Origin of the sequence: Streptomyces sp. NPDC003035 (genome assembly GCF_042888285.1) — a bacterium.
Lineage (GTDB): Bacteria > Actinomycetota > Actinomycetes > Streptomycetales > Streptomycetaceae > Streptomyces.
The window spans coordinates 653,924-676,636 of sequence record NZ_JBIAPJ010000003.1 but is presented as its reverse complement, the minus strand read 5'-3'; the positions used below and the strand labels follow the sequence as shown (position 1 = coordinate 676,636).

The 22,713-nt window shown below is 73.0% G+C and carries 20 protein-coding genes; 13 read left to right on the top strand and 7 right to left on the bottom strand.

All coding sequences use genetic code 11. The features are described 5' to 3' along the window. Nucleotides 1-50 precede the first annotated feature (50 nt). The 3 genes from ACFYV5_RS12640 (at nucleotide 51) to ACFYV5_RS12630 (ending at nucleotide 3,197) form a co-directional block, all read left to right on the top strand. Nucleotides 51-794 carry a DNA alkylation repair protein gene (locus ACFYV5_RS12640; protein ID WP_389167876.1) on the top strand — a complete coding sequence of 248 codons (744 nt, stop codon included), beginning with the start codon at nucleotides 51-53 and terminating at the stop codon, nucleotides 792-794. 303 nt (nucleotides 795-1,097) lie between these two features. Next, complete coding sequence (gene tuf / locus ACFYV5_RS12635; RefSeq protein WP_389167625.1) at nucleotides 1,098-2,267, top strand: elongation factor Tu; 1,170 nt, start codon at nucleotides 1,098-1,100, stop codon at nucleotides 2,265-2,267. 84 nt (nucleotides 2,268-2,351) lie between these two features. Further along, on the top strand, nucleotides 2,352-3,197 hold the full coding sequence (locus ACFYV5_RS12630; protein WP_355110226.1) for a fused MFS/spermidine synthase: 846 nt from the start codon (nucleotides 2,352-2,354) through the stop codon (nucleotides 3,195-3,197). A gap of 330 nt (nucleotides 3,198-3,527) precedes the next feature. Here ACFYV5_RS12630 and ACFYV5_RS12625 read toward each other — a convergent pair whose 3' ends face one another. Then, the gene (locus ACFYV5_RS12625) at nucleotides 3,528-4,907 is read right to left on the bottom strand and encodes an MFS transporter (RefSeq protein ID WP_389167621.1); all 1,380 of its coding nucleotides are present in this window, start codon (nucleotides 4,905-4,907) and stop codon (nucleotides 3,528-3,530) included. A 61-nt stretch (nucleotides 4,908-4,968) separates the two neighbouring features. Then, entirely contained in the window at nucleotides 4,969-6,060 is a 1,092-nt protein-coding gene (locus ACFYV5_RS12620) for a hypothetical protein (protein ID WP_389167619.1), read from the bottom strand. A gap of 122 nt (nucleotides 6,061-6,182) precedes the next feature. Here ACFYV5_RS12620 and ACFYV5_RS12615 point away from each other — a divergent pair, with 122 nt between their 5' ends. From ACFYV5_RS12615 to ACFYV5_RS12605, 3 genes are all read left to right on the top strand, one after another. Beyond that, nucleotides 6,183-6,620 carry a DUF4442 domain-containing protein gene (locus ACFYV5_RS12615; RefSeq protein ID WP_355110519.1) on the top strand — a complete coding sequence of 146 codons (438 nt, stop codon included), beginning with the start codon at nucleotides 6,183-6,185 and terminating at the stop codon, nucleotides 6,618-6,620. Nucleotides 6,621-6,769: 149 nt separating this feature from the next. Further along, a complete protein-coding gene (locus ACFYV5_RS12610) occupies nucleotides 6,770-9,373 on the top strand; it encodes a glycoside hydrolase family 3 C-terminal domain-containing protein (RefSeq protein ID WP_389167616.1) in 2,604 nt (867 codons plus the stop codon). Between the two features lie 62 nt (nucleotides 9,374-9,435). After that, nucleotides 9,436-10,095 carry a DedA family protein gene (locus ACFYV5_RS12605; protein ID WP_355110230.1) on the top strand — a complete coding sequence of 220 codons (660 nt, stop codon included), beginning with the start codon at nucleotides 9,436-9,438 and terminating at the stop codon, nucleotides 10,093-10,095. An 87-nt stretch (nucleotides 10,096-10,182) separates the two neighbouring features. On the opposite strand, the gene ACFYV5_RS12600 is transcribed toward ACFYV5_RS12605, so the two are convergent. Next, the gene (locus tag ACFYV5_RS12600) at nucleotides 10,183-10,710 is read right to left on the bottom strand and encodes a gamma carbonic anhydrase family protein (protein WP_389167612.1); all 528 of its coding nucleotides are present in this window, start codon (nucleotides 10,708-10,710) and stop codon (nucleotides 10,183-10,185) included. A gap of 120 nt (nucleotides 10,711-10,830) precedes the next feature. Between ACFYV5_RS12600 and ACFYV5_RS12595 the strand changes: the two genes are divergently transcribed. Then, on the top strand, nucleotides 10,831-11,574 hold the full coding sequence (locus ACFYV5_RS12595; protein ID WP_355110232.1) for an acyltransferase: 744 nt from the start codon (nucleotides 10,831-10,833) through the stop codon (nucleotides 11,572-11,574). A 74-nt stretch (nucleotides 11,575-11,648) separates the two neighbouring features. Here ACFYV5_RS12595 and ACFYV5_RS12590 read toward each other — a convergent pair whose 3' ends face one another. Continuing rightward, a complete protein-coding gene (locus tag ACFYV5_RS12590) occupies nucleotides 11,649-12,515 on the bottom strand; it encodes an EamA family transporter (RefSeq protein WP_389167609.1) in 867 nt (288 codons plus the stop codon). A 118-nt stretch (nucleotides 12,516-12,633) separates the two neighbouring features. Between ACFYV5_RS12590 and ACFYV5_RS12585 the strand changes: the two genes are divergently transcribed. Further along, nucleotides 12,634-13,206 (top strand): XRE family transcriptional regulator, encoded by a 573-nt coding sequence (locus ACFYV5_RS12585; RefSeq protein WP_355110234.1) that lies wholly within the window; start codon nucleotides 12,634-12,636, stop codon nucleotides 13,204-13,206. A gap of 43 nt (nucleotides 13,207-13,249) precedes the next feature. Beyond that, nucleotides 13,250-13,807, top strand: coding sequence for a YbaK/EbsC family protein (locus tag ACFYV5_RS12580; protein ID WP_389167606.1), 558 nt, complete (start codon nucleotides 13,250-13,252; stop codon nucleotides 13,805-13,807). A 12-nt stretch (nucleotides 13,808-13,819) separates the two neighbouring features. Here ACFYV5_RS12580 and ACFYV5_RS12575 read toward each other — a convergent pair whose 3' ends face one another. Then, complete coding sequence (locus tag ACFYV5_RS12575; RefSeq protein ID WP_389167603.1) at nucleotides 13,820-15,232, bottom strand: aminopeptidase P family protein; 1,413 nt, start codon at nucleotides 15,230-15,232, stop codon at nucleotides 13,820-13,822. A 174-nt stretch (nucleotides 15,233-15,406) separates the two neighbouring features. Here ACFYV5_RS12575 and ACFYV5_RS12570 point away from each other — a divergent pair, with 174 nt between their 5' ends. Next, nucleotides 15,407-17,089 (top strand): hypothetical protein, encoded by a 1,683-nt coding sequence (locus ACFYV5_RS12570; protein WP_389167600.1) that lies wholly within the window; start codon nucleotides 15,407-15,409, stop codon nucleotides 17,087-17,089. A gap of 68 nt (nucleotides 17,090-17,157) precedes the next feature. Continuing rightward, nucleotides 17,158-18,144 carry a LuxR family transcriptional regulator gene (locus tag ACFYV5_RS12565; RefSeq protein ID WP_389167873.1) on the top strand — a complete coding sequence of 329 codons (987 nt, stop codon included), beginning with the start codon at nucleotides 17,158-17,160 and terminating at the stop codon, nucleotides 18,142-18,144. Between the two features lie 121 nt (nucleotides 18,145-18,265). On the opposite strand, the gene ACFYV5_RS12560 is transcribed toward ACFYV5_RS12565, so the two are convergent. Further along, complete coding sequence (locus ACFYV5_RS12560) at nucleotides 18,266-18,688, bottom strand: CoA-binding protein (protein WP_389167598.1); 423 nt, start codon at nucleotides 18,686-18,688, stop codon at nucleotides 18,266-18,268. A gap of 92 nt (nucleotides 18,689-18,780) precedes the next feature. After that, nucleotides 18,781-20,271, bottom strand: a complete 1,491-nt coding sequence (locus tag ACFYV5_RS12555; protein WP_389167595.1) for a long-chain fatty acid--CoA ligase — start codon at nucleotides 20,269-20,271, stop codon at nucleotides 18,781-18,783. A 526-nt stretch (nucleotides 20,272-20,797) separates the two neighbouring features. Between ACFYV5_RS12555 and ACFYV5_RS12550 the strand changes: the two genes are divergently transcribed. Then, entirely contained in the window at nucleotides 20,798-21,889 is a 1,092-nt protein-coding gene (locus ACFYV5_RS12550) for a PucR family transcriptional regulator (protein WP_389167592.1), read from the top strand. 37 nt (nucleotides 21,890-21,926) lie between these two features. Continuing rightward, a complete protein-coding gene (locus tag ACFYV5_RS12545; RefSeq protein WP_355110242.1) occupies nucleotides 21,927-22,553 on the top strand; it encodes a YigZ family protein in 627 nt (208 codons plus the stop codon). The last annotated feature ends 160 nt before the right edge of the window (nucleotides 22,554-22,713 follow it).

The following is a 22,713-nucleotide window of genomic DNA, read 5'->3' as shown; positions in this document are numbered from 1 at the left end:
AAGCACATGTGATCGCCGTAATGTCCGTCATCGGCCGTACGGTGGGCTACATGACGCCCGCCGAGCCCGCCACGCCCGCCGAGCCCGCCACGCCCTCCGTGCCCGACAGCGCTGTCGCCGACACCGTGCTCGCCCGCCTCACCGAGCTCTACCCGGCGGCCGGTGACCCCTTCCGGGCCCAGGAGATGGTCGCGTACATGAAGGGCGCCGCCCCCTTCCTCGGCATCCGCACCCCCGAGCGCCGCGCCCTCTCCCGTACCGTCCTCGACGGCACGCCGCGCCCCGAAGAGGCCGACTGCACCGCCGTCGCGCTGCGCTGCTTCGCGCTCCCCGAGCGCGAGTACCACTACTTCGCCGTCGACTACCTGCGCCGACACGTCCGTCGCTGTTCCTCCGGCTTCCTGCCCGTCGTCCGGCGCCTCGTCACCACGGACTCCTGGTGGGACACGGTCGACCACCTCGCCGCCCACGTCGTCGGCGGTCTCGTCGCGGCCGATCGGGCGCTCGCGGCGCGGATGGACGAGTGGATCGAGGACGACGACCCGTGGGTCGCACGCACCGCGCTCCTGCACCAACTCCGCTTCAGGGACGCGACGGACAGCGAGCGGCTCTTCGCCTACTGCCTGCGCCGCGCCGGCGACACCGACCTCTTCCTCCGCAAGGCGATCGGCTGGTCCCTGCGGGAGTACGCGAAGACCGACCCCGACGAGGTCCGCGCCTTCGTCGAGCAGCACCGCGGCCGTCTCTCCCCGCTCTCCGTGCGCGAGGCGCTCAAGCACCTCGCTCCGTCCTGAGGACGGGACCGAGGGCCCAGGCGCACTCCGCGAACCAACTCCCGTCCCGCGGAAAATGGTTCGACGCCGACCGACCCGCCCCGCGATGATCGTGGACATGTTCCGGTACGCCTTCCTCGCAGCACGGCCCGCAGTCGCGGCCGCGCCGAAGGCTGCCGTCGTCCTCGTCGCACGGTCCGCAGTCGCATTCGACGGCGCCCGAAGCTGACCCTCCCCGGCTCGTCCGGCGGACCCCGCAAGGGGAGGGTCGGTCCGGCCCCCGGGGTCCCCTCTCACGCTTCGAGCTCAAGGAACGAGCGAACCATGCCCAAGACGGCATACGTGCGCACCAAGCCGCACCTGAACATCGGCACCATGGGCCACGTCGACCACGGCAAGACCACCCTGACCGCCGCCATCACCAAGGTCCTCAGCGAGCGCGGGACCGGCACGTTCGTGCCCTTCGACCGTATCGACCGCGCGCCCGAGGAGGCCCAGCGCGGCATCACCATCAACATCGCGCACGTGGAGTACGAGACCGACACCCGCCACTACGCGCACGTCGACATGCCCGGACACGCGGACTACATCAAGAACATGGTCACCGGCGCGGCCCAGCTCGACGGGGCCATCCTCGTCGTCTCCGCACTCGACGGGATCATGCCGCAGACGGCCGAGCACGTCCTGCTCGCCCGTCAGGTCGGCGTCGACCACATCGTGGTCGCCCTCAACAAGGCCGACGCGGGCGACGACGAGCTGACCGACCTGGTCGAGCTGGAGGTACGGGAGCTGCTGACCGCGCACGGCTACGGCGGCGACTCCGTCCCCGTCGTCCGGGTCTCCGGACTCAAGGCCCTGGAGGGCGACCCGCGGTGGACCGCGGCCATCGAGGCGCTGCTGGACGCGGTGGACACGTATGTGCCCATGCCCGTGCGGTACGTGGACGCACCGTTCCTGATGTCGGTGGAGAACGTCCTCACCATCACCGGCCGCGGCACGGTCGTCACGGGAGCCGTCGAGCGCGGCACGGTGCGGGTCGGCGACCGCGTCGCCGTCCTCGGCGCGGACGCGGAGACGGTCGTCACCGGGGTCGAGACCTTCGGCAAGCCGATGGAGTCGGCCGAGGCCGGCGACAACGTCGCCCTGCTCCTGCGCGGGGTCGCGCGGGACGCGGTCCGCCGCGGGCACGTGGTGGCGGCGCCGGGCAGCGTCGTACCGAGCCGGCGGTTCACCGCGCGGGTCTACGTCCTGTCGGGCAAGGAGGGGGGTCGCACGACCCCCGTCTCGACCGGCTACCGGCCGCAGTTCTACATCAGGACCGCGGACGTCGTCGGCGACATCGACCTCGGCGGGACGGCGGTCGCGCGTCCGGGCGACACGGTCACCATGACCGTCGAACTCGGCCGGGACGTTCCGCTGGAGCCGGGTCTCGGCTTCGCGATCCGCGAAGGCGGCCGTACGGTCGGCGCGGGTACGGTGACGGCCCTGGTCTGAGACGACGGAGCCGGACCCGCGTTCCGGCTCCGTCCCGGCACTGGTTCTGGGAGACGGTCCGGGCCGTACGGGCACAATGAGAGCGTGAACGAGCAGATACCCGTCATCCGGGACGTCGACGGCGGAACCGCCAGGCTCATGCCCGACGTCGACCGGGAGCGGGCCTGGCTGCTCACGGTCGACGGCGCGCCGCAGTCGTACGTCGACCTGGACGAGCCGACGCACCTCGAGTTCGAGTACGCGCGTCGGCTCGCCCACGTCGTGGACAGCGCCGCCGACGAGGGGGCGCCGCTGTCCGTGCTGCACCTCGGCGGCGGGGCGCTCACGCTGCCCCGTTACGTGGCGGCGACCCGGCCGGGCTCGCGGCAGGACGTCGTGGAGGCCGACCGGGGGCTGCTCGACCTGGTCGCCGAACATCTTCCGCTGCCCGACGGCTCGGGTGTCACCGTGCACGGAGCGGATGCCAGAGCGTGGCTGGAGCGGGCGCCCGGAGGGTCGGCGGACGTGCTGATCGCCGATGTCTTCGGCGGCTCACGGGTGCCGGCGCACCTGACGTCCGTCGCGTACGCGCGGGAGGCCAGGCGGGTGCTGCGACCGGGCGGCATCTACGCCGCGAACCTCGCCGACGGCGCGCCGTTCGCCTTCCTCCGCTCGCAACTGGCGACCTTCGCGGACGTCTTCGCCGAGCTCGCCCTGATCGCCGAACCGGCGGTGCTGCGCGGCCGCCGCTTCGGCAACGCGGTCCTCGTCGCCTCCGACGGGGAGATCGACACGGCCCACCTGGCGCGCCGGGCGGCCGCGGACGCGTTCCCCGCGCGCGTGGAGTACGGAGCGTCCCTCACCCGCTTCACGGGATCCGCCCACCCGGTGACGGACACGACCGCGGTCCCGTCCCCGGTCCCGCCGACCGGATCCTTCACCATCGGCTGACGCGGCCGGATCGGGTCCTCACGGCGCGCCGCCGGCCCTCCCCGGAGTGGGCAGCGGGCCGGCGTGGCCCTTATGGCCCGCAGCCGCCTGCGCGGATTCGCCTTGCGCCGCAGAGGCCGCCTGGGGTCCGACCCGGGCCGGCGGCCCGGAGCGGGCGGCGCGTCGGTGAGGCAACCACGGTCCGTGCCGGGCCTTGCGCCCCGTGCCGGGCCTTGCTGCGCCGGGCCTTGCGGCCCGGAGCCGCCCTGCGCCGCCGAGGGCGCCCGTGCCCCGGTATGGGGCCCGACGGTCCCGTACCGGGCTGACGGCCCTGTCCGGCCGCCCGGCCGGTCACCCGCCCGCCCCCGGCGCCCTGGTCTCCCCGGCCGGCGTCGGAGCGGCGGTCGGCTTGGGCGCTCCCGTCCCGGCGGAAGCCGTCAGAGCCCCGGTCGGCATCTGCCCCGGGCCCGCCGAGCCGGTCACCTCCTTCGTGCGGCGGCGCAGGTTGCGGACGTCCGGGACCAGGAGGACCAGGGCCGTCACCACCACGATCAGCGCCGCCGACCCCCACAGCGCCTCGCTGCGGCCGAAGAGGCTCTCCGCCGGGCCCGCGAGGGCCGTGGAGAGAGGGAGCATCGCCGTCGAGCCGAACCAGTCGTACGCCGAGACCCGCGACAGCTTCTCCTCCGGTATCTCCTGGTGCAGCGTCGTCATCCACGCCACCCCGAACACCTCGATCGCCACACCGCTCACGAACATCGCCACCGAGAGACCCACCACGTCGAGCGGTACCGCGAGAGCCGCCGACGGCAGGGCGATCGGGAAGACGCCCAGCGTGCCCACCAGCAGCATCCGCCGCGGTTTCCAGCGCATCATCAGCAGCGCGCCGGCGAGCGTGCCCACGCCGAAGAAGGCCAGGGCGATGCCCCAGGGCCGGGCGCCGCCCAGGTGGTCCCGGGCCACCAGCGGGCCGTAGACGGAGTCGGCCGCGCCGACGAGCGCCACGACGATCGAGAACTGGGCCACGATGGACCACAACCAGGGCCGCCCGATGAACTCGTCCCAGCCCTCCCGCAGATCGGCGAGCAGCCCACCGCCCGCCTCGCGCTTCGCGATGTGGCTGACGTCGAGGAAGGCGCGCAGCGCACCGGCGAGGGCGAAGGCCGCCGCGTCGATCGCGAGGACCCAGCCCGGTCCGACGACGGCGATCATCGCGCCGCCCAGTGCCGCCCCGCCGATGCCGGCGCCGTGCATCGCCATCCGGAACAGGGCGAAGGCCCGGCTGACCTGTTCGCCGCTGACGCTGGACATCAACATGCCCTCGGCCGCGGGGTTGAAGAAGGCCTGGCCCGTCCCGCACAGCGCCGTCAGCACCATCATCTGCCACAGCTGCGGGTCGCCCGCGAGGACGAGGACGGCGAAGGCGCCCTGCGAGACGCAGTTGAGGACGTTGGCGGCGACCATCACGCGATGCCGGGGTATGCGGTCCGCGACGGCGCCGCCGATGAGCAGGAAGAGCACGAGCGGGAGGGTGCGGGCCGCCGCCACGAGGCCCACGTCGCCGCCGTCCCCGCCCGTCTGCAGCACGGCGAACGCCGCCGCGATCAGGGCACCGTGGGTGCCGAGGTTGGTGACGATCGCGGCGGCGGTCAGCAGCAGATAGTTCCGTCCGGCCCACTCGGGGCGGCGGGAGCGCAGGGGGGCGCGGCGGGAGGCGGCGGGAGTTCTCACCCCGGGACTATCCCTGTCGCCGCCACCTCCTGCCAAACCGATTATGCGGGTCCGGAGTCCGTCAGGACGAGGCCGGGGCCAGTCGCACCGTCGAGAGGATCTGCTGGATCGTGGCGTCCGGCAGCTCGTCCTTGACCCCGTCGGCCGCGTAGAGCACGAACGACGAGAAGTCGCCCTGGGAGTTCTTGAAGGAGAACGCGATGGACTTGCCGTCCGACTCGCACGTGTTCCGCTTCTTGATCCCCGGGGCGGTGGCCGTCGCCATGCTGCCGACCAGGCCGGACTTGGTGGTGTACGGCACGGCCTTGGTGATCTTGATGGTGCCCTTGGGCATGTGCTGGGCGTAACCGGCCCACACCCAGTTGCCGGCCTCGTTGTACGCCGCCTCCGCCGTGTCCTTGGCGCCCTGGCCGCCCTTGGTGCCCGCGCTGCTCAGGCCCCAGGTCTCCTCGGTGCCGTTCTTGTCGGTGTCGTACGTGCACCACTTGCTCTTGTAGCGCGTGGGCGCCGACATGGTGACGACGGGCGAGCCGTCGCCCTTCTTCTCGTCCTCGAAGAAGGTGACGGTGCCGGGCTTCAGCACCTCCCACTCCGGCGGTACGTCGAACAGCGTGCCGTACTTGGGGTTGTGGACGACCTTCCAGCCCGGGATCGTCGGCTGCTGCTGGGCGTCGTCGCGCGGGTTGTCGATCGGGGGGGCCGACGACGTGGAGGTGGGGGCCGACGAGGAGGGCTTCTGGTCGCCGCCGGCGTGGGTGTTCTTCTCGTCGTCCTTGTCGAGGACGAGGAAACCGGTGACACCGGCGGCGACGACGACGGCGGTCGCGGCGACGATGGCGATGAGGGTCGTCTGCTTCTTCTTGCCGTCACCCGGCCCGCCCGCCGGGGGCGGCATCCCCGGCACCTGGTACTGCGGCACGGTCGGCTGCTGGTACGGGTTGGGCTGCTGGTACCCCGGCTGGGCCGGCTGCGTCGGCGGCTGCTGCGGGTAGCCCGGCTGCGTCGGCGGCTGCTGCGGATATCCGGGCTGCTGCGCGTACCCCGGCTGTTGGTACGGGTTGGGCTGCTGCGGATAACCCGGCTGCTGATACGGGTTCTGATTCTGGTCCTGCGGGTTCTGCTCGCCCCCGGGCGGCTGCTGTCCTGGCCACATGGCCAGTAACCATAGAGGTGCGGCGGGAAGCCTGCTACGTCCGCCCCCGTGCGGGCTCGCGTCCCCACGGCATGGCCATCCCTGCTACTCGCGGGTAACATCGCGGCATGAGCGCAGACCAGATGTCCGTCGGCGAGATGCTCGCCGCCACGGTTCCCATGGCCAGGACCCTCAACCTCGAGTTCCTGGAGACCACTTCCGAGCGTGCCGTCGTCCGGCTGCCGGACCAGGCCGACTACCACAACCACGTCGGCGGCCCGCACGCCGGAGCCATGTTCACGCTGGCCGAGTCCGCCAGCGGCGCGATCGTCCTGGCCGCCTTCGGTGACCAGCTGAACCGCGCGGTGCCGCTCGCCGTCACCGCCGAGATCGGCTACAAGAAGCTCGCCATGGGCGTCGTCACGGCCACCGCCACCCTGGGCCGCCCGGCCGCCGACGTCGTGGCCGAACTGGACGCCGGCGCGCGCCCGGAGTTCCCCGTCCACATCGCGATCACGCGCGAGGACGGTGCCGTGACCGGCGAGATGACCGTCGTCTGGACCCTGCGTCCCCACTCCTGACACCGCGTCGCCACCAGCCGCCCCCGCCCTCCGATTCGGAAGCGGGGGCGGCTTCGTCAGCGGGGCTCCGGCGAAAATGACAGGCCGTCACGCATAGTGCGCTTCACCGCCCAAACGCGGCATCCCCGTCTGTGCGAAGGAGCAGAGCCGTGTCAGAAGCCGAGTCCCGTCAGTCGTACATCCCGCCGGACGGCCCCGCGGCCGCCCCTTCCCCCGCGGCGCTCGCGCCGCGCGCGCGTGGCACCTCGGAGGGCACCAAGGGCCGTCCGCGCCCCGCGCCGTCGCCCGGGGCCGCGGCCGGTACGCGGCTGCCCCGCAGGGCGGCCCTGTGGCTGCTCGGCGGCGCCGTCGCCGCCGCGGCCTCGGTGGCCTCACCGGCGCGCGCCAACCCGGGCCCCCGCCGGGCCGGCCGGGTCGACGAGCTCCTCAGCCGGCTCACCCTCGCCGAGAAGATCTCCCTGCTGCACGGCGCCGCCGACCCGAAGAGCCTCGGCCAGGCCGGTTACGTACCCGGTGTGCCACGGCTGGGCATCCCGGAGCTGAGGCTCGCCGACGGGCCGGCCGGCGTGCGGGCCAAGCGCACCGCCACCGCGCTGCCCGCACCCGTCATGCTCGCCGCCACCTTCGACCCCGCTCTCGCCCGCGCCTACGGCGAGGTCATCGGCCACGAGGGCCGCGCGCTCGGCCAGGACGTGCTGCTGTCGCCGATGGTCAACCTGATCCGCACCCCGTACGCGGGACGGAACTTCGAGACCTTCTCCGAGGACCCCCTCCTCTCCGCCGATCTCGTCGCCGAGGAGATCCGCGGCATCCAGGCCGAGGGACTGATCGCCACGGTCAAGCACCTCGCCCTCAACAACCAGGAGAAGGACCGGACGACCATCGACGTACGCGTCGACGAGCAGACGCTCCACGAGACCGAGCTGCGCGGCTTCGAGGCCGCCGTCGCCGCCGGGGCCGGAGCCGTCATGGCCGCCTACAACAAGGTCGACGGCGTGTACTGCGCCGAGAACCCGAAGCTCCTCACCGAGCTGCTGCGCCACCGATGGGGCTTCGACGGCTGGGTGATGAGCGACTGGGGCGCCGTGCACAGCACCGGGCCCTCCCTCGCCGCCGGTCTCGACATGGAGATGCCGTCCGGCGCGCGGTTCGGCGCCGCGCTCGAGAAGGCGGTGCGGGACGGCCACGTGCCCGAGGCGTCCGTCGACCGGGCCGTGCGCCGCATCCTCTCCGTACGGGACCGGTTCGGACTCCTCGAGGCGGTCCCGCGACCGGAACGGGACGCGGCGGCGGGCGCCCGCGTCGCCCTCAGGGTCGCCACCGCCGGCGCCACGCTGCTGCGCAACGAGGGCCGGACCCTGCCGCTCACCGGCCCCGCCGCCCGCTCCCTCGCCGTGATCGGCCCCACCGCCACGCTGCCCTTCGTCAGCGGCGGCGGCAGCGCCCATGTGATCCCCGACGCCGCCGCCCGCCCGCTCGACGCGATCCGGGACCGGGCCGGCGCCGGCGCCACCGTCACCTACGCCCTCGGTGAAGACCTCTACGGCCGGCCGATGCCCGCCACGGAGCCCCCGGCCGAGCTGGAGAACCGCACCGTCGCCGCCGGCGCCACCTGGCGCTACGAGGGCACCTTCACCGTCCCCGAGGCCGACCGCTGGACCTTCCTCATCCACTACAGCGGCACCCGGCCCACCGTCACCGTCGACTCCACCGAACTCTTCCCCGTCCGCCCGGGCGTCTACGACTTCTTCCCGGGAGGACTGGAGAGCCACGCCCCGGACGGCCTCCTCGTCCGGCGCACCACCGTCGCCCTCACCGCCGGCGCCCACCGGCTGACCGTCACCGCCTCCGGCGGATCCCTTGGGCAGCGCTTCCGGCTCCGCGCCATCAGCGCCGCCGACCGGGCGGAGGACATCGCGGAGGCCGCGCGCGCGGCCCGCGCGGCCCACAGCGTGGTGCTCTTCGCGTACGAGGACGCCACCGAGGGCCAGGACCGCACGAGCCTCGCGCTCCCCGGCACGCAGGAGGCCCTGATCGACGCGGTGACGGCGGCCAACCCCCGTACCACCGTCGTCCTCAACACCTCCTCGTGCGTCACCATGCCCTGGCTGGAGCGCAGCGCCGCCGTGCTGCAGATGTACTACCCGGGGCAGGAGGGCGCCGCCGCCACCACGGCCGTCCTCTTCGGCGACGCCGACCCCGGCGGGCGGCTCACCCAGACCTTCCCGGCCGCCGAGGACCGGCACCCCATGGCGGGGGACCCGCTCCGCTACCCGGGGCGGGACGGGATCCAGCAGTACAGCGAGCGCATCCACGTCGGCCACCGCTGGTACGACGCCGAGGGGGTGGAGCCACTGTTCCCGTTCGGGTACGGACTCTCCTACACCACGTTCGGGTACGAGGACCTGGCGGTCGAGCGCGCCGCCGACGGCGGACTCGACGTCACCTTCACGGTACGGAACACGGGCGGGCGGCCCGGGACCGAGGTGGCCCAGGTCTACCTCGGCCCCTCGCCCCACCTCGCCGCGCTCGGCGTCGACCAGCCGCGGCAGCTCCTGGCCGGGTACCGGCGCCTGGAGCTGACCGCCGGTGAGCGGCGGCGGGTGACCGTACCCGTGGCCGCCCGCACCCTCTCCTCCTGGGACACCGCGCGCCACGGCTGGGTGCTCGGGACGGGCCGGCGCACGGTCCGGGTGGCCGCCTCCTCCCGCGATCCCCGGCTGGTCACGGAGGTCACTGTGCAGCCCCGGTGACCAGGTAGGCTGCCCCGGCGTGCGCGACGCGGCGCACGCCTTCGACACGGGAGGAATCCGCGTTGCACGTCCAGGAGTGGCTGGAGACGATCCCCGCGGTCGCCGTCTACGCGCTGGTGGGGGTGGTGATCGGGCTGGAGAGCCTGGGCATCCCGCTGCCCGGCGAGATCGTCCTCGTGAGCTCGGCCCTGCTGGCCTCGCAGCACGGCGACATCGATCCGTACGTCCTCGGCGCCTGCGCCACGGCCGGCGCGATCATCGGCGACTCGATCGGTTACGCGATCGGCCGCAAGGGCGGGCGGCCGCTGCTCGCCTGGCTGGGGAAGAAGTTCCCCAAGCACTTCAGCGAGGCCAACATCGCGCTGGCCGAGCGGTCCTTCGAGAAGTGGGGCATGTGGGCGGTCTTCTTCGGCCGCTTCGTCGCCCTGCTGCGGATCTTCGCCGGACCGCTCGCGGGCGTGCTGAAGATGCCGTACTGGAAGTTCCTCATCGCCAACGTCTTCGGCGGCATCCTCTGGGCGGGCGGGACCACGGCCGTCATCTACTCGGTGGGCGTCGTGGCCGAGGCGTGGCTCAAGCGCTTCTCCTGGGTCGGCCTGGTGCTCGCCGTCCTGTTCGGCGTCGCCTCCATGCTGATCATGAAGAACCGCGCGAAGAAGGCGGCGGCCAGGTCGGAGACCGCCGACGAGCCGGCGCCGGTCCCGGTGACCGTCGGGGACTGACGCGGAGGATCCACCGATCTACGGATCCACGGAAAGGGCGCGGCGCCTGCGAGGGCGCCGCGCCCTTCTCCGTACCGTGGCCGGGGTTCAGTCGCCGAACGCCTCGGCATGCCCCTTGGCGAGGTGCAGGTACATCTCCGCGTTGAGGCGGATACCGGCCTGCTCCTCCTCGGTCAGCGGGCGCCGGACCTTGGCCGGGACGCCCGCGACCAGCGAACCCGGCGGGATCTCCATCCCCTGCGGGACGAGCGCCTGCGCGGCGACGAGCGAACCGGCGCCGATCCGGGCGCCGTTGAGGACCGTGGCGCCCATGCCGACCAGGACGTCGTCCTCGATCGTGCAGCCGTGGACGGTCGCGTTGTGGCCGACCGTCACGCGGTCGCCGATGGTGACCGGGAAGCCGGGGTCGACGTGGACCGTGCAGTTGTCCTGGATGTTGGAGTCCTCGCCGACGGCGATGGGACCGCAGTCCGCCCGCAGCACCGCGTGGTACCAGACGCTCGCGCGGGCGCCGAGCGTGACGTCGCCGAGCACGACGGAGGTCGGCGCGGTGAAGGCGGTCGGATCGACCCGCGGGTCCTTGCCGCCCACGCCTCTGATCAACGCCTCTGTCATCGTTCGCTCCTGATCCCTGGTGATTGCGTCACGCCTGCGGGGCAATCTAGCCCCGCCTCATGACGGACATCACAGGGCACCCCCCTGATCAGGTACGACGGCGCGGACTACCGTGTCCGGGTGCCCAGGAACAGAAACACGTTCTCCTCTCTCGCCGCCTGGCGGCGCCGGGTCCTCGCCCGTGCCGTGCAGGGCGGATGGCGCTGGGTGCAGGAGGCAGGCGCCGTGACCGCCGAGAGCCCGGGGCGGTTGCGCTTCCGTCGGCTCGGCTCGGGCACCCGGCTCGCCTTCCCCCAGGGCACGGTCTTCGGCGAGGAATGGATCGAGATCGGCGAGTGCTGCATCATCGCCGAGCAGGTCACCCTCACCGCCGGCATGCTGCCCGGACTCGACCTCGGCCCGGACACGGTCCTGACCCTCGGCAACGGCGTCGTCCTGGGGCGCGGCAGCCATGTCATCGCGGACACCTCGGTGACGATCGGCTCGGACACGTACTGCGGCCCGTACGTCTACATCACCTCGACCAACCACAGTTACGACGATCCGGACGAGCCGGTCGGCAGGCAGTGGCCGCGCTCCGAGCCGGTCGAGATCGGGCCGGGCTGCTGGCTGGGCACGGGCGCGGTGATCCTGCCGGGCGCCAGGCTCGGCCGCAACGTGGTGGTCGCGGCGGGCGCGGTCGTACGGGGAGAGGTCCCGGACCACTCCGTGGTGGCCGGGGCGCCGGCGAAGGTCGTCCGCAGCTGGGACCCGGAGCAGGGCTGGCAGCCGCCCCTGCGGACGCCGACGCCGGTGCCGATCCCGGACGGCGTGACGCCCGAGCAGCTCGCCGCGCTCGCGGCATGGGACCTCGCCCAGGGCTGATCTCCGCACGGCCCACCTCGCCCAGGGCCGAGCTGCCTCCCGGGCTTCCGCCAAGGCCGACCGCGCCGGCGGCGTCAACCCGTCGCGAGCAGCACCGTGCCGACCAGGGCGAGGCCCGCACCCGCGGCCTGCACCGCCCGCAGCCGTTCCTTGAGCACGCCCCGCGCGGCCAGCGCCGTCACCACCGGGTAGAGGTTGGCCAGGACGGCGGCGACGGTGACCGGACCGTTCTGCGCCGCGATCGAGTACGTGCCGTTGGCGGCGACGTCCGCGAGGCCGACGAACGCGAGCGCCGGGAGGGCCGCCAGGACGGCCTTCGCCCCGCCGCCCTCGGGCAGCGCCCGGCCGCCCCGCTTCACGGAGACGTACAGCGCGCCACCGCCCACCACCACGTTCGTGACGCGCTGCACGAACAGGGCGAGGAACAGGCCGGTGAGCGTCGAGGACGCCTCCGCGATCAGGGCCATCACCGAGCCGAAACCGAAGGCCGCCACGAGGGTGAGGAGCACCGCCTGGCGCTGCACGGGCGCACCGCGCAGTTCCGGTCCGCCGGCCAGGACGACGCCCGCGATCGCCACGCCGATCCCGGCGAACTGGAGGAGGCCCGGCCGGTCGCCGATGAGCAGGCCCACCGACACGGGCACGACGACGCCGAGCGAGCCGAGCGGGGAGACCACGCCCATCGGGCCGAGCGCCAGGGCCTTGTAGAAGCAGAGCATCGCCACGGGTCCGACCACGCCCGCGCCGACCGCGTACCAGAGCTGCGGCCCCACCTCGGTCCAGCCGCCCGTGGCGAGGGCGACGGCGCCGAGGACCACGACCGCGATCACCTGGGAGGCGACCACGACCGTCAGGGCCGGTATGCGCCGGGTGAGCAACCCGCCGCCGAAGTCGGCCAGTCCCCAGAGCAGGGCGGTGGCCAGGGCGAACAGCGCGGTCATGGATTCCTCACAGGGTGACGGTCTCGCAGTACAGTGCGGTGGACAGCTGAGTGCACCGCGATAGACCACACGGTAGTTCAGTCTGTTGAACTATGTCATCCAAAATATTGGACGGAATGTGTCGGACCTGGATCAGCTCACGCAGTCGCTCGCACGGAATCTGAAGCGATGGCGCAAGGAGCGCGGTTTCACGCTGGACTCACTCGCCGCCCGTGCGGGAGTCAGCCGCGGCATGATCATCCAGATCGAGCAGGCCCGCACCAATCCCAGCGTCGGCACCACCGTGAAGCTGGCGGACGCCCTCGGCGTCTCGATCACGACCCTCCTCGACTACGAGCAGGGAGCGCAGGTCCGCCTCGTCCCGCCCGAGCAGGCCGTCCGCATGTGGTCCACCTCCACCGGCAGCCACACCAAGCTCCTGGTCGGCACCGAGGCGCGCGGTCCGCTGGAGCTCTGGTCCTGGACGCTGATGCCCGGGGACGGCAGCGCCTCCGACCCCCACCCCGACGGCACCACCGAACTGCTGCACGTCACGGAGGGCGAGCTCACCCTCGTCGTCGAGGGAGAGGAGCACCGGATCCCGGCGGGCACCTCCGCCGTCTTCGAGGCCAACGTGCCGCACGCCTACCGCAACGACGGCGCGGAGAAGGTCGGGATGACCATGGCCGTCTCCATCCCGCCCGCACGCTGAGACGGCCAAACCCCGGGCGCGGACCGCTTGTTAGCGTGTCGGCATGCGCGCACCCATCGGAGACTTCGACAACGCCGTACCCGCCCCCGACTGCCTCGACCAGCTCACGGAGCCCGTCGCCGCCGCGGTCCGCGCCTGGCAGGGTGCCGTTCCGGTCGACCAGCTGCTGTACGTGGACACCGATCCGGAGATCGCCGACACGGCCGCCTTCGTCGAGAACCACGGCCCCGATCTCCTCGACCGGTCCGCGAACTGCGTGATCGTCGCGGGGAAGCGCGGTGAGGTGACGACCCTGGCCGCCTGCGTGGTGCGCTCCGCCACCCGGGTCGACGTCAACGGAGCCGTCCGCAAGCACCTGGGCTCCCGCAAGGTGCGGTTCGCGCCGATGGAGACCGCGACCGGCGAGAGCGGCATGGAGTACGGCGGCATCACCCCGATCGGACTGCCCGCCGCCTGGCCGGTCCTCGTCGACGCCACCGTCGTCGACACCGAATGGGTCCTCGTCGGAAGCGGCCGGCGGCGCGGCAAACTGATCGTGCCGGGCAAGGCGTTCGCCCAGCTGCCCGGCGCCGTCGTCCTGGAGGGCCTCGGCGTCAGCTGAGGACCCTCCGCGTCAGCCCGCGTACTCGGCCATCCACGCCTCCACGTCGTCGGCGGAGCGCGGCAGGCCGGCCGACAGGTTCTCGTGGCCGCCGTCGGTGACGACCAGGTCGTCCTCGATCCGGACGCCGATGCCGCGCCACTCCTCGGGCACCGTCAGGTCGTCCGGCTGGAAGTACAGGCCGGGCTCGACGGTCAGCACCATGCCAGGCTCCAGCACGCCGTCGACGTACTCCGTGGTGCGGGCCTGCGCGCAGTCGTGGACGTCCAGGCCCAGCATGTGGCCGGTGCCCGCCATGGTGAAGCGGCGCTGCAGGCCGAGCTCGTAGGCGCGGTCGACGGGGCCCTCGACGAAGCCCCACTCGACCAGCCTCGCCGTCAGGGAGCGCTGGGCCGCGTCATGGAAGTCGCGGTAGTGGGCACCCGGTTTGACCGCGGCCATGCCGGCCTCCTGGGCCTCGTACACCGCGTCGTAGATCTCCCGCTGCAGGGGTGTGAAGGTCCCGCCGATCGGGAGGGTCCGGGTGACGTCGGCCGTGTAGAGGGTGTGCGTCTCCACACCGGCGTCGAGCAGGAGGAGATCGCCGGGGCGCACGGGGCCGTCGTTGTCCGTCCAGTGCATGATCGTGGCGTGCTCGCCCGCGGCGCAGATCGTGCCGTAACCGAGGCCGTTGCCCTCGAGTCGGGCGCGGCGGAAGAAGGTGCCCTCGATCCATCGTTCGGAGGAGGCGATCGCCCCGGACAACTCCCTGACGGCGTCGGTGAATCCCCGCACGGTGGAGTCCACGGCCCTGCGGATCTCGGCGATCTCCCACGCGTCCTTGACGAGGCGGAGGTCGCCGAGCGCCTCCTCCAGCCCGGTGTCGAGCTCCTCGTCGGTGGTGACGGCGGCCTGGAGGACCGGGTCGACACCGCGGACGATCCGGGTCGGTACGCCGGACGCCGCGGCCAGATCGTCGGCGGCCCCGCGGACATCGCGACAGGGCAGGCCGAGGACGCGTTCCGACTCCGCGAGGGAGCGGCGGCGTCCCATCCAGAGCTCGGCCGAGGGGCCCGTCCAGAACTCGTCGTCGTCCCGGCCGTCCCGGGGAAGCTGGTAGCAGTAGGCGTCGTGACCGCCCTCCGCGCGGGGTTCCATCACGAGGGCGCCGTCACGGGCCTGGTCCCCGGTCATGTGCACATAGCCCGAGTACGGACGGAACGGGTAACAGTCGTCGTTCGAACGGACCTTGAGGTTCCCGGAGGGGATCACCAGGCGCTCGCCGGGGAAGCGGGCCGAGAGCGTGGCCCGGCGGCGGGCCGCGTACGGCGCCTGCTCGTCGAGCCGCAGACCACGCCGCTCGGTGTCGGCCCAGCCCGTCCTCATCACGGCGGAGAGCTCCTCCGAGACTCCTCCGTAGAGGCCGTTCTTTCGACGCTTCGCCACGTCATGCACCTTCTTCCGGTGGGATTCCTCGGGTGAGGGCCCGGACGGTACCCGGCACCGCGCCCGCCGGGTTCCGAAAGCCGCCACTGGCACGGATCGGCCGCCAGGCGCTCACCGATCGGGTAGAAACGCGCTCCCTGTCCCGGAGTTCACCGACTCGAAAGGACTCACCGGATGCGTTTTCGCCCTGTCGCACTGCGTGCCGCCGCGTTGGGGGCGCTGCTCGCGCTCCTGCCGCCCGGTATCGCGACCGCCGAGACCCCACACCACGGGAAATGCACACCGACGGCCGGCACGACGGCCGACCGTACGGACGAGTGGGCCGGCTGCCTGAAGGTGGCCCTGCGTCTGTCCGAGGCGCCGGCCGTCGGCGCGGAGGCCCGACTCGACATCGAGATCCACAGCACGGCAGAGCGCTCGGCGGTGGACGTCGACATCGAACTGCCCGCGGGGTTGGCGTGGGTGGACATCCCCGACGGTCTGCGCTCCCGGACCGTCGCCTCCTCCGTACCCGTTCACGCCGGGCGGCTGCACCGCGCCGAAGGCCGGGGCGACACCGGCCGCGACCGTCCATGGCGGCTCAGCGGCACCGTCAGGGCGACCGGTTCGGGACCGGCCCAGATCCGCGCGGTCGCCACCTCGGCCGTCGACGGCGGAGCGCAAGCGGACGCGGAGAGCGTCTTCCTCACGGTCGGCGACCGGCGTTCGAGCTTCGGCATCGCCGCGAAGGAGGTCCACGCCGCGGCCCCGACGGCGAAGGGGGCGACCCGCGCCCATGCCCGCCTGCCCCACCGGCCCGCCGGGCCCGTGCACACCGCCGCAGGGGCCCAGGGCGCCGCGGGGACGGCGTGCGTGACCGGCACATGGGGCTACACCGACCACACCGGGACCGCCCGAATATCCGCGAACGCCCAGGTGAGGGCGTACGACACCGATGAGAAGGGGCCGCACGAGCTGCTCGCCTCCGGGCTCACCGGAGCCGACGGCCGGTACCTGCTCTGCTTCGACAACGCCGACGAGGCGGGCGGCGGTCAGGAGGTCTACGTCCAGTTCGCCACCGAGAACGCGCACTGGGTCATACGCAACGGCCGGACGAAGACCTCCTACCGCTTCGCCACGCCGGTCGCCCCCGAGGCCGCCACGGGCAGCACCGTCGACCTCGGCGCGTTCCAGCCCGCCGACACCTCCCTGATGCGGGGCGTCGAGGCCTTCGACACCGTCGGCGCCGGATGGAACTGGAAGCCCGGCGCCTGCTGGGACGCCAGGGACGCCACCTGCCGACGCGCCCTGATCAACTGGGCGCCCGACTCCACCGACGGCACCTACTACTCCTTGCGGGACAACTCCGTCCACCTCGCCGCCGAGGACCCCGACTCGAACATTCTCGTCCTCCACGAGCTCGGCCACGGACTCATGGACGACGTGTACGAGGACGACTTCCCGCCCGCCCCGAACTGCAGCCCGCACTACATCCACCGCGCGAGCTCCGAGGGCTGCGCCTGGACCGAGGGGCTCGCCACCTGGTTCGGGGCCACGGTGCTCGACGACCCCACCTTCCGGTGGCCGGACGGCAGGACGCGGGACCTGGAGGGCCCGACGTGGGGGGCCCCGGACTGGGACAACGGTGACACCGTGGAGGGCCGCGTCCTCGGCGCCATGATCGACCTCGGGGACGGCGCGAACGAGCCGGGCGACACCTGCACCGAGAACCCGGCCGGCCCGATGTGGTCCACCTTCCTCGACCACGTGTCCGACACCTTCCGTCAGTTCTGGGCCCAGCGCGCGTCGGACGGGTACGACGTCGGCCCGAGCGCACTCGACTGCCTCCACCACAACACGATCGACTACCGGTCCTAGTCGTCCCTGACGGGCGCATCGCATCGCCGCACGGGGAGCAGGTCGATGCGATGCGCCCGCCCGCGATAATGCGGCGCATGGCGAACGCGAGCGAGGCCCTGCGGATTCTGGGGATAGATCACGATGCCGGCCGGCTCTATCTGGCCCTGCTGGAGTCGGCACCCGCTCCGCTGGGCGAGATCGGGACCGCTGCCGGACTGGAGGGCCCGGAGCTCACCGCGGCCTACGGCGAGCTGGTCGCCGCCGGTCTGGCGAGCGTGGCCGTCGACGGCCACGACGTGGTGTCCCCTCTCCCGCCCGCCGCCGGCCTCGAGATGCTCGGCCGGCACCGCGCGGCCGAGCTCGACGAGTCGCGCATCGCTGTCGGCGGCGCGTTCGAGTCCTTCCGGCGGCAGCGGCTCGCCGCTCACCGCGACGACCTCGTCGAAGTCGTGACCGGAGACGCCATCGGCCCCAGGATGCGCCAGGCCTGGGCGAGCGCCCGCGAACAGATCCGCCAGTTCGACTCTCCTCCGTACTTCCCCATACCCGGCGCCACCGACGACGCGCTGGCCACCCTCGCCCGCGGCGTGACGCAGAGGGTGGTGTACTCACGGGAGTCCTTGGAGCACCCGGGCACCTTGGAGGCGGTCATCGAGCCCTGTATCGAGGCCGGTGAACAGGCCAGGGTCCTGCCGTCGGTGCCGGTCAAGCTCGTGATCATCGACGACGCGTACGCGCTCGTGTCGTTGTCGATCAAGGAGGCCGACGTCCACAACACCATGCTGATCGTGCAGCCGTGCGGGCTGTTCTCCGCTCTCGTGGCACTGTTCGAGCAGGCCTGGCACAACGCACTGCCCTTCCACGGCCGCACCCCCCGGCCGGGTGGCCTGCTGCCCGCCGACCGCCGTCTGTTGTGGCTCCTCGCGGGCGGTGCGAGCGACGACGTCATCGCCCGGGAGATCGGCGTGAGCCGTCGCACGCTGTTCCGCCGGGTGCAGATCCTGATGGCCCGGCTGGGCGCCACAAGCCGGTTCCAGATGGCCCTGCAGGCGCAACGCTGCGGATGGTTGTGACCGGGTGGCGCCCGTCCGGTCGCGGTGCGTCCGGCACCTTCGGTCCGGCTCCCCGAGCAGCCGGAGTCCGCGTGCGATTCCGTTCCGTACGGCGCCGGAGGTGTGAGCGTCGCGGTGGGTCTCAGCCGAGCAGAGGGATCTCGATCGCGGGGCACCGGTCCATGACCATGTCGAGCCCCGCCTCGCGGGTCCGCGCGTAGGCCGCCTCGTCGATCACGTCGAGCTGGAACCACACCGCCTTGGCGCCGACGGCGACCGCCTCGTCGGCGATCTGGCCCGCGTGCTCGCTGTTGACGAACACGTCGACCACGTCGACCGGGAACGGGATGTCGGCGAGCGAGGCGTAGCCCGGCTCGCCGTGCACCGTCTCGGCCTTCGGGTGGACGGGCACGATCCGCTTGCCGAAGCGCTGCAGCACGGCGGCCACGCCGTACGCCGCGCGCGCCCGGTTCGACGACAGGCCCACGACCGCCCAGGTGTCGCCCGTGGCCGTCAGGATCTTCCGTACGGTCTCCGACTCGGTGGTCGTGGTCTCGACGCTCATCCGCTGCCTCCCATGGCTCGTTGCTGTCCAGAACGAGTCATGGGACCCGGTGATTCCCGCCGTCCCGCTCGGGCGAATCCGAGCGGCGGGTTTCAGACCGCTGCCACCAGGGCGCGCTTGAGGACCTTCCCGGTCGGCCCCAGCGGAAGCTCGTCGACGAATCGCACCAGGCGCGGGTACTTGTGGCGGCCGAGACGCTCCCTCGACCAGTCCACGAGTTCCTCCGCCGTGACCGTGACGCCGGCGCCCGCGCGCAGCACCACCACCGCGCACACCTCCTCGCCCTTCGCGTCGTCGGGCACGCCGATCACCGCGACCTCGGAGACCGCCGGGTGACGGACCAGGACCTCCTCGACCTCACGCGGGTAGATGTTGAAGCCGCCCCGGATGACCAGGTCCTTCTTCCGGTCCACGATGCGCAGGAACCCCTCCTCGTCACGGACCCCGAGGTCGCCCGTCCGGAACCAGCCGTCGACCACCGCGGCGGCCGTCGCCTCCGGGTCGTCGAGGTAGCCCGCGAAGACGTTGTGCCCGCGCACCACCACCTCGCCGATCTCACCGTCCGCGAGCAACCGGACCTCGGCGTCCACGGCCGCGTCCGCGATCCCGATCTCGACGCCCCGCACGGGGTGGCCGACCGTGCCCGGACGGCGCCCGATGTGCGGCTGGTTGAAGGTCGCGACCGGTGAGGTCTCCGTGAGGCCGTACCCCTCCAGGACCTGGGTCGAGAAGGTCTCCTCGAACCGCTCGAGCACGGCGACCGGGAGCGCCGCGCCTCCGGAGACCGCGGCGCGCAGTCCGATCGGCCGGGAACCGGAGAAGGCGGCGGCCTCCACCAGGGCGTGATACATCGTCGGTACACCCATGAAGACGGTGACGCCCTCCGCGGAGAGCAGTTCCAGCGCCGCGGGTCCGCCGAACCGGGGCATCAGGACCAGCGTGGCCCCGGCCCGCAGCGTCCCGTTCATGGCGCAGGTCTGACCGTAGCTGTGGAAGAGCGGCAGACAGCCGAGGACCACGTCCTCCGCGCCCAGGCCCAGCAGGTCCCGCGAGGTCACGGAGGCGTTCATCACGATGTTGTGGTGGGTGAGCCGTGCGCCCTTCGGCCGGCCCGTCGTCCCGCTCGTGTAGAGGATCACCGCCGTGTCGGAGGGCTCGGCCGGCTCGGGCGCCCGCAGCGGCTCCGCCGCCGAGGGGGCACCCCGCAGCGCGCGCACCCCGGCGGCCCGCGCCGCCTCCTCGGCCACCGGCCACAGCGGTCCGCCGCTGACGATCGCCACCGCCTTGCTGTGCTCCAGGACGTACCGCACCTCCTCGGCCACCAGGAGCGCGTGCACGGGCACGACCGTCGCGCCCGCGGCCAGCGCGCCGTAGTACACCCGCGGGAACTCCGTGGTGTTCGGCAGCAGTACGGCGACCCGGTCGCCCGGCTTCACCCCCGCCGCGCGCAGTCCGGCGGCGCAGCGCAGCGCCTCGCTCCACAGCTCGCCGTACGTCAGCCGGGCCGCGCCCTCGACCACCGCGATCCGGTCGGGGAAGAGACGGGCGGACTCGCCCAGGATGTTGGCGACGCTCAGTGACATGGCAGGCTCCAGGAAACGCGGCGTTGACACGGGTGTGACACAAGGACACGGGACAGAATCCGTCGGGGGGCCGGTCGCGCACCATGTGCAGCTGCCCAGCATGTGACCGACGAGGGTGGGCAGCGGCCCGCCTCCGACGTCCGCGGTGTGGCATTCGCCAAACCGTGAGGTTACGGTGCCGCCATGACGCACGGCCCCCCGACGCCCGGCAGGACCCCTCGCTCCACGGCGGGCGAGTCCCCGCCGCGCGGCTCCATGGCCGGCGGTTCCTCGGCGGGCGGTTCTTCGCCCGGCCGGTCCGCGGCAGGCGGGTCCTCGGCGGGCCGATCCGCGACGCGCGGGTCCCCGGCTCCCGGTGGCGCGGGGCCCCAGACCTCCATGGGCTCCGCCACGGGCGCGCTGCGGCGCACCCTCGCCACCGAGCTGCTCGGCCACATCGACCCCCTCACCGACCGGGCCGTCGACGACATCCGCGCGCACCCCCGTCACCCGCGAGGAGCTGTGGGAGTTCGTCCGCGACAATCTGATGCGGGCCCTGGAGGACTTCGGCGGCCTCGCCCCCGCCGGCGGCGACGTCGAGCAGGCGGCCCGGCAGACCGGCCGCCGCCGCGCCGAGCAGAACGTGCCGCTCGACACGGTCCTGCGCGCCTACCGCCGCGGCGGCCGCGTGCTTTGGCAGGTGATGGCCGAGCACCTGAGGGCCAGGCCCGGCCGCGACTCCGACACCCGCGACACCGAGCTCGACGTCGCGGGCGCGGTCTGGGAGACCATCGACCGCTACTCGGTCGTCATGTCCGATGCGTACCGGCTGACCCAGCTGGAGATGCAGAGCCGCCAGGACACCCGCCGGGTCGCCCTCTTCGAGGCCCTGCTCGACGGCCGCGCCGACGACCCCGCCGTCGCCGCGGCCGCCTCCGCCGCGCTCGGCGTGCCGCAGCAGGACCGGTACGTCGTCGTGGTCGCCGCCCAGAACCCGGCCGCCCCGCCCAACCCGGCGCCCGTCCTGGAAGCGCACGGCATGTGGTCCTTCTGGCGCCCCCGCGCCGGCCGGTACGCCGGCATCGTCCGCCTGCCGCGCGGCGCGGACGCCCCGCGCACCCTGCTCGACCTGCTCCGGAACCGGACGGGTGCGACCGCAGGGGTCTCCCCGGAGTTCGAGCGGCTCGCGCGGGCCGGCCGGGCCCTGCGGCTGGCGGAGGAGACCCTCCGTACCCTTCCCGCGGGCAGCGGCGCGGCGGCGGCGTTCGACGACCGGCTCGCCGAGGTGCTGCTCAGTGGCCGGGCCGACATCGCCGAGCGGATCGTCACCGTCCATCTCGGCCCGGTCCTGGCCACCGGCGGCGAGCGCGCCGCCCTCCTCGAGACCCTCCGGGTCTGGCTGGACAACGGCTGCTCGGCCGCCCGGGCCGCCGAGCTGCTCTACTGCCACCGCAACACGGTCCTCAACCGCATCAGCCGTATCTCCGAGCTCACCGGCCGCTCCAGCGAGTCGGGCGACACCCGCCTCGGCTGGTCCCTGGCCCTCAGGGCGCTGCCCCTCGCCGACCTCGCCGTCCTGACCGACGGCGCCGACCTTGCCGACCTCGGCGAGCGGCCGGAGCGGGCGCCGGGGGAGTGAGGACAGGAGCGCGGCCCCGGGCGCATAGGGTGGCGGGATGCAGGAGCAGTACCGCACGCTCGCCCGCGAGGGTGTGCACGAGACCGAGATCAACCGCTCGCGCTTCATCTGCGCGCTGGCACCCGTCGCGACCGAGCAGGAGGCGCAGGAGTTCGTCGCGCGCGTCCGCAAGGAGCACCCGACCGCCACGCACAACTGCTTCGCGTACGTCATCGGCGCCGACGCGGCCGTCCAGAAGGCGAGTGACGACGGCGAACCCGGCGGCACGGCGGGCGCGCCGATGCTCCAGATGCTCATGCGGCGCGAGGTGCGGTACGTCGCCGCCGTCGTGACCCGCTACTACGGCGGCGTGAAGCTCGGCGCGGGCGGTCTCATCAGGGCGTACGGCGGAGTGGTCGGCGAAGCCCTGGACGCGCTCGGGACCCTCACGCGGCAGCGCTTCCGCCTTGCCACCGTCACCGTCGACCACCAGCGCGCGGGCCGGCTGGAGAACGAGCTGCGGGCGACCGGGCGGGCCGTGCGTGACGTGCGTTACGGCGAAGCCGTCACCGTCGAGATCGGCCTGCCGGACGCCGACGTGGCGGAGTTCCGTGCCTGGCTCGCCGACGCGACGGCCGGCACGGCCACGCTGGAGCTCGGCGGCGAGGCGTACGGCGATGCCTGAGCGCGCCCTCCGCATGCCTGAGCCCGCCAGTCGGATTGCTGAGCACGGGACGCGGATGCCTGAGCGCGTCACGCGCCACGGGATCCGGCCCGCGCACCCGGCCCCGCCGAGCGGGATCTCCGAAGCCCCGACCGATGTCCGACCCCACCGATACGCTCCT

Coding starts and splice junctions, on each gene's coding strand:
- ACFYV5_RS12550 (WP_389167592.1), top strand. CDS start 20,798: ATGCGGGCCCTGGAGGACTTCGGCGGCCTCGCCCCCGCCGGCGGCGAC.
- ACFYV5_RS12615 (WP_355110519.1), top strand. CDS start 6,183: ATGTCCGTCGGCGAGATGCTCGCCGCCACGGTTCCCATGGCCAGGACC.
- ACFYV5_RS12620 (WP_389167619.1), bottom strand. CDS start 6,060: ATGTGGCCAGGACAGCAGCCGCCCGGGGGCGAGCAGAACCCGCAGGAC.
- ACFYV5_RS12590 (WP_389167609.1), bottom strand. CDS start 12,515: ATGACCGCGCTGTTCGCCCTGGCCACCGCCCTGCTCTGGGGACTGGCC.
- ACFYV5_RS12640 (WP_389167876.1), top strand. CDS start 51: ATGACGCCCGCCGAGCCCGCCACGCCCGCCGAGCCCGCCACGCCCTCC.
- ACFYV5_RS12580 (WP_389167606.1), top strand. CDS start 13,250: ATGCGCGCACCCATCGGAGACTTCGACAACGCCGTACCCGCCCCCGAC.
- ACFYV5_RS12545 (WP_355110242.1), top strand. CDS start 21,927: ATGCAGGAGCAGTACCGCACGCTCGCCCGCGAGGGTGTGCACGAGACC.
- tuf (WP_389167625.1), top strand. CDS start 1,098: ATGCCCAAGACGGCATACGTGCGCACCAAGCCGCACCTGAACATCGGC.
- ACFYV5_RS12555 (WP_389167595.1), bottom strand. CDS start 20,271: ATGTCACTGAGCGTCGCCAACATCCTGGGCGAGTCCGCCCGTCTCTTC.
- ACFYV5_RS12560 (WP_389167598.1), bottom strand. CDS start 18,688: ATGAGCGTCGAGACCACGACCACCGAGTCGGAGACCGTACGGAAGATC.
- ACFYV5_RS12600 (WP_389167612.1), bottom strand. CDS start 10,710: ATGACAGAGGCGTTGATCAGAGGCGTGGGCGGCAAGGACCCGCGGGTC.
- ACFYV5_RS12570 (WP_389167600.1), top strand. CDS start 15,407: ATGCGTTTTCGCCCTGTCGCACTGCGTGCCGCCGCGTTGGGGGCGCTG.
- ACFYV5_RS12565 (WP_389167873.1), top strand. CDS start 17,158: ATGCGGCGCATGGCGAACGCGAGCGAGGCCCTGCGGATTCTGGGGATA.